Origin of the sequence: Chthonomonas sp. (assembly GCF_035294165.1) — a bacterium.
Classification (GTDB): domain Bacteria; phylum Armatimonadota; class Chthonomonadetes; order Chthonomonadales; family Chthonomonadaceae; genus Chthonomonas.
In genome coordinates, this window is the sequence record NZ_DATGLN010000098.1 from 1 (window position 1) to 5,224 (window position 5,224).

Sequence of the window (5,224 nt, forward strand, 5' to 3'; positions counted from 1 at the left end):
CCAGGAGTGTGATCGCATCCATGCCGTCTGCGCCGAGCTGGCAAAGCTTGGAGTACGCGTGGAGGAGCGCCCGGATGGTTACACGATCTGGCCTGCTCACCAAATCCGTCCTGCAGAGATCGAGACCTATCGCGACCACCGGGTGGCCATGAGTTTCGCCCTCATCGGGCTGCGGGTGCCGGGCATCGTCATACGCGATCCGGGCTGTGTGGCGAAAACGTTCCCCAACTATTGGCGGTGTTTGGAACAGTTGCGCGCTTAGGGGTTTGGCGGAAAACGAACGGTGATTTCCGAGTCTGACCCAGGCGAGTATGCTAGCGCTCTTTCCCTAACGCTGGTAAGCACAAAACCTTGTGTGGTGCGCTGGTAGCGCATGGGGCGATTGTTGAAAGGATCGAGCGTCTCTTCGGTTGGGAAGGCACTTAAGTCTTTGGGAAACCGATGATGTTGCAGACGATATTTGAACAGATCGAGCACGAGCTGACGTTGACGCGCCCAAGCCAGCGGATAGATGCTTTCGATGGCTGCTGCTTGATAGTTAGAGTCCATAAGCGAGACCAGGAAGTACTCTTTTGGCGCACGCGCTGCAGCATTGGAGGCATCCGTTGAAAGCTGCTGGATGGCCTTTAAGGCCTGATAGGGATCGTTAGAGTAACGCTTTTCAATCTGCAAGAAGTTATGAAGGTAATCTAGCATGTTAGCTTCCATAAGGTCAATTGTAGGTGCTGCCAGCGTCTTAGACTGCTCTTTTCCAAGAAGCCGATTCCAAAAATGAACGAAGAACGACTCGGAGGAGTTACCGAACTGCATAGGAGAGTTAATCTGCTGATTGAACGCCTCCAAAAACTTCTCGCTCTCGGCGTGGGCGAGGTGGCTCGTAAATTCAGTCCATAGGGCTTCGCTGGCCATATAGCGCCTCAGATCGGAATCGTGTCCGAAATCGCGACTCACCTCCTCGGCGCGCCGCAGCACCTGTGGGTCGTTTGCATGGTTCTCCACAATGCGCATCCAAGCGCGTTGGAGCATGTCCTCCATCGAACACCGCACTAGAAAGGCGATAAGCACTGGGCCGACCCGATCTGTTTGGCCACTTTTACTCCCAAATCAATCTGCTGCAACGCCTCCAGCGGCTTTCCGGCACGGTCAAGCAAAAGCGCACGCAGCAGCAGAAGCCGAACGAGCTTTCGCGCTTGTGTATATTCGGGAAAGGTAAGGTTGGAGCCGAGGCTCCAGTTCCTCTGGAAGTTGCAGTAGGGAAGCGAGACCGCCTTTGCAGTAAGAGGAAACTGCGCGCGAGCGCTCTGTACATACTGTTCTGCTACATGGATCAGGCTCTTTTGTTGTGCGGATGTCATAGCGGTTGGGAGGAGAGGTGGGTTTGTGAAGCCGGAAAACGGTGTTGTGCCAAGCCAGGCGTCGAGAAGGGGGTAGGTCTGCCGTTCAAGTAGGCTCCATTGAGGGTTCTGGTTAAAGTTCACAAATATCTTGTCGTAAAGGGGGGCGGCGTTTTCTGAAAGTGGAGGCGGGGTGGTGAACTTATTCATCTCGTCTACGGTAAGAGGAAGACCATCTTGTTGGATGAGGACACGCGCGTGAACGAGTATTCGGTGTGCCCTAATGGAGGCGAAGTGGTTTTGCACTAGAACATAGCCGATAGGAAGCATAAAAAGAATGAGGATGCCTAGCAACAAGGTTGCAACAAAAAACAGCTCACGCCGGTCTTTTCTTTGTGCTGACATGGTTTTCCCCTAAGTTAGTGCTTTTTGCTGAACAAGCGATACTTTCCTTAGGAGAATAATAGCATTCATGGCCTAAAAAATGTATGTGGCGCAGGCCGGTTTGTAGGCGATGACGATTTCGGAAGAAAGAATATCCAACGAATGCTCTCCGGCATCTGCTGCACTGCCGGTAGGCGCCGAACATCGGCTGGCGCATGCCCGTGTTCACAGCGGTATATATACTGTTCAGCGAGAAGCTCCCTTTGCCACCACCTGCTCTCGGTTTGGAGCAGATGCTGCAAGATATAGGAGAGAGGCACCCGCGCATTGAGGAGCATATATTCGCGAGGATCGCTGTGGCCTAGGGCATCCGCACGCCCATCTAGCTCTTGAAGGGCTTGCTGGGCGGCGAGCACATTGGCCTGGTGGCTATTGAGAGTTCGGTAGGCGGTATCGTAGTACGCAAGCGCACGGGCTTCGAGAAGATCGATCTGCAGCGGGCTGAACTTGGAGGGAATAGGCCCGCTCTGGCCGGTAAAACGACGCCACAGCTTCTTCCACCAGACCTCTTGTGGCGGGGGTGCATTGAAACCGCCAGCCTCTTGAAGCAGTTTTAGAGCTTCTTTCGGGTGCTGACGAAGATAGTCACCCAGCCAGACGGTTTCATAAACCTCATAGCGAAGGAACCACCTCAGATCGTAGCTGCGCACCAGAAGATGATTGACTTTTTGGGCGTGCCGAAGCACAACGAGATCGTGGGGGTGGTGTTGCACGATCAATGTCCAAGCTTTCCCAAAAATAGTATTCATTGCCGAAGATACTAGAAGGGCCATTACGCTCGGATCGGCGGAGGTGAACTGCTGTACCATGCGAGCCCCGACGGCCAATCTATCGAGCGCTGCCATGGGTTTTCCTTCTCTGTCAAGGCGCACGGCATCGAGCGCTATCAGGCGTGCTAAGGTGCGGAAATTGGCATAGTTGGTGTATGACGAAAGGGGGCGTACGCTCCAATCGTAATGGAAATCGCAATAGGGGAGACGAACGGCCTTTTCGACCTTCGCCATCTCCGGGCGTGTGGCCTGCACGTACCGATCGGCGGCTCGAAGTGTTTTTGCGTTGGGTGGGAAATTGGCAAAAACGGAGAGGGCATTGGCTTCAAGGATGCGCCATTGGGGGTGCGCCTTAAAGGCGGTGAAGATACTTAGATAGAGGGGAGCGGCGTTTTGCACCTCGGGCGTATGGTTGGGAACGACCTGGTCGGGAGTGAGGGGTAGCCCATCGGCTCGGATGGCCGCTTTTTCCTGTGCATAGAGCGTTTTTATACGGTTGACCTCTGCCGATTGGAGGCGCCAGATGATGAGGGCTGCAACCGAGAACACGAGAATAGCAGAAAGGGCAAACGCGCGGAACGGAGAACGTTGCCACAGGGGTTTGGCAAGAAGCGACACGTGCATAGAGCCGTCCTCTCAAAGGGCCAGGGGGTTACAGCTCGCGCTGTGACCCCCCACTTTTAGCCGAGTTTTGCCAACTCGGCCTTGAGATGGTCTATGTAGGAGATGTCGGTAGGACAGACTCCATACAGATAGGCCAGATAGACCGACACAAAATCGGCGATATAGACAAGCGAGAAGAGTCGGGCCAGCAGCGATTCGCCCTCTGCCATCACCTCATGTACCGGCGCCACGCGGCCCACAAGCTCTGCCGTTACCTCTACGCGCCGCACAATGCGAGGGTTCTCGAAGCGTTCGTTGGGATCACGTAGGAAGATGACCGCCCAGTTGGAAGCCTGTTTTTGTGCCTGCACCCAGGCCAAAATCTCGTTATGATTTTGCTCGGGCAAGACGTTAGAAAACGCGGCGATTTTGGTATTTTCGTTGAACTGTGATTTCCATCGGTAGGCCACCACACCTCGATAGCCTTGCGAACCGTAGATGACGGGAATTTTGCCGTAAAGCGCTTGTGCCAGCTTCTTAGCGGGGTTTTGATTTGTGGGAACATCCGGCCCCAAGCGTTTAGCAAGGTTTTCAAGAACGGAGAGAGTCTCTTCGATGTCGCGTTCAAACTGATGGCGAAGCAGGCTACGATGGGCTAGATAGGTGAGTTGTGGAAAAAACATATAGCCGGTGGCCGAGCGCGGCGGTTGACCGCCCGGCACAAGGGCGTAGGCATAACTGGCCTGTTTGGCGATGTCGGCCAGCTTTCCCCCGCTTGTTACCACGGCGATCTGGGCTTCGGCTCGGCCTGCATCGCGAATGGCCTGTAGGGTCTCTTCGGTATTGCCGGAGTAGGAGGCCGCGATGACCAGGGTATTGCGGTTAACCCAATGGGGCAAATGGTAGTCACGGTTAACCATGACCGGAATGGGGCCGTACTCGTCGGCGAGGCAGCGCAAAAAATCTCCGCCGATGGCGGAGCCACCAAGTCCGGTCACCACAATGCGTCGAATCTCCACGGCCTCCGAGGGGCCGACGCCATAGTGCCATATGATATTCGCGGCCTCTCTGCACTGGGCAGGGAACTTCAGCACCAGTTCCAACATGCCGTGCGGGTCTAGTGAAGCCCGTTGCTCGGCAGACGTAATTGTGTCGAGAAGGTTCTCTTCCGGCATGGTTCTCTTCCTTAAGCTAGGCGCATCCGCTTAGGGCTACCGATTCATTCAAGGTAAACACAAGGGATGCGCCGTAATATTGAAAACCGAGGCTATTTGACCACGAAAGGCAGTAGCGCCATATGGCGGGCGCGTTTAATGGCACGCGCTACCATGCGTTGATGCTTAGCGCAAAGGCCACGCGTTCGGCGAGGCACAATGCGGCCTCGCTCGGTAAGCAGAAGGCGCGCATACTTCGGCTGCCATATCTGCTTATAATCTATGGTCTCGGCCTTTTCCACGCAGAACAGACATACCTTGCGCCGTGGCCGGCGGAAACGGTTTGTCGTTTTCGCTTTTGCCACAGGAGCGGCTGCAGTACCGTTTTCCGCGGCGGGCGTCTCTACCTCGGCTTCTGCGGCCAGTTCCGCATCCGCTTCAGGTTTGTCTATGGTCTCGTCGGGTATTTCGATTGTCTCCTGGTTGATCTCTGGATTGTCGTCGGACATATCACTCCTCTGCAAATGGGTCTATCTCGTCTTCGTCGGTTGGTGGCAGATCGGCCATCGGCTCCGTAGCGACGCCGGTAACGGGAACCTCTTCAAGCCCGGCCCCTTGACCTCCGGTCTCATCGGAGCGTCTATCGAGCAGTTGAACGTTCTCGCCCACGATCTCGACCACGGAGCGCTTCTGCCCGCTGGTCTGGTCTACCCAGGAGCGGGCCTGCAGGCGACCGTCCACGGCGATGAGGCGTCCCTTCTTGGCATACTGCGATACGAACTCCGCCGTCTTCCGCCAGACCACGATGTTGAAGAAGTCAACATCGTAATCCCCCTGCTCGTTGCGCGTGAAACGGTTGACGGCCAGCCCAAACTGCGCTACCGGCACGCCGGAGGGAGTGTAGCGGACTTCCGGATCG

6 protein-coding genes and 1 pseudogene are annotated in these 5,224 nt (G+C 55.5%); 1 reads left to right on the forward strand and 6 read right to left on the reverse strand.

The annotated features are described in order from the left end of the window. Nucleotides 1-262, forward strand: a pseudogene (locus VKV29_RS05075) (3-phosphoshikimate 1-carboxyvinyltransferase); the annotation flags it as partial. Here VKV29_RS05075 and VKV29_RS05080 read toward each other — a convergent pair. The 6 genes from VKV29_RS05080 to VKV29_RS05105 form a co-directional block, all read right to left on the reverse strand. After that, on the reverse strand, nt 259-1,026 hold the full coding sequence (locus VKV29_RS05080) for a hypothetical protein (protein WP_324200218.1): 768 nt from the start codon (nt 1,024-1,026) through the stop codon (nt 259-261). The pseudogene VKV29_RS05075 and the gene VKV29_RS05080 sit on opposite strands and share 4 nt — an antisense overlap. A 20-nt stretch (nt 1,027-1,046) precedes the next feature. Next, a complete protein-coding gene (locus VKV29_RS05085) occupies nt 1,047-1,739 on the reverse strand; it encodes a hypothetical protein (RefSeq protein ID WP_324200219.1) in 693 nt (230 codons plus the stop codon). Nucleotides 1,740-1,804: 65 nt separating this feature from the next. Continuing rightward, the gene (locus VKV29_RS05090) at nt 1,805-3,172 is read right to left on the reverse strand and encodes a hypothetical protein (RefSeq protein WP_324200220.1); all 1,368 of its coding nucleotides are present in this window, start codon (nt 3,170-3,172) and stop codon (nt 1,805-1,807) included. Nucleotides 3,173-3,228: 56 nt separating this feature from the next. After that, a complete protein-coding gene (locus VKV29_RS05095) occupies nt 3,229-4,326 on the reverse strand; it encodes a bifunctional phosphoglucose/phosphomannose isomerase (RefSeq protein WP_324200221.1) in 1,098 nt (365 codons plus the stop codon). Nucleotides 4,327-4,418: 92 nt separating this feature from the next. Continuing rightward, entirely contained in the window at nt 4,419-4,670 is a 252-nt protein-coding gene (gene rpsR / locus VKV29_RS05100) for a 30S ribosomal protein S18 (protein ID WP_324200223.1), read from the reverse strand. Nucleotides 4,671-4,815: 145 nt separating this feature from the next. Next, nucleotides 4,816-5,224 (reverse strand): single-stranded DNA-binding protein (locus tag VKV29_RS05105; RefSeq protein WP_324200222.1); only part of this gene is annotated, 409 nt, incomplete at its 5' end.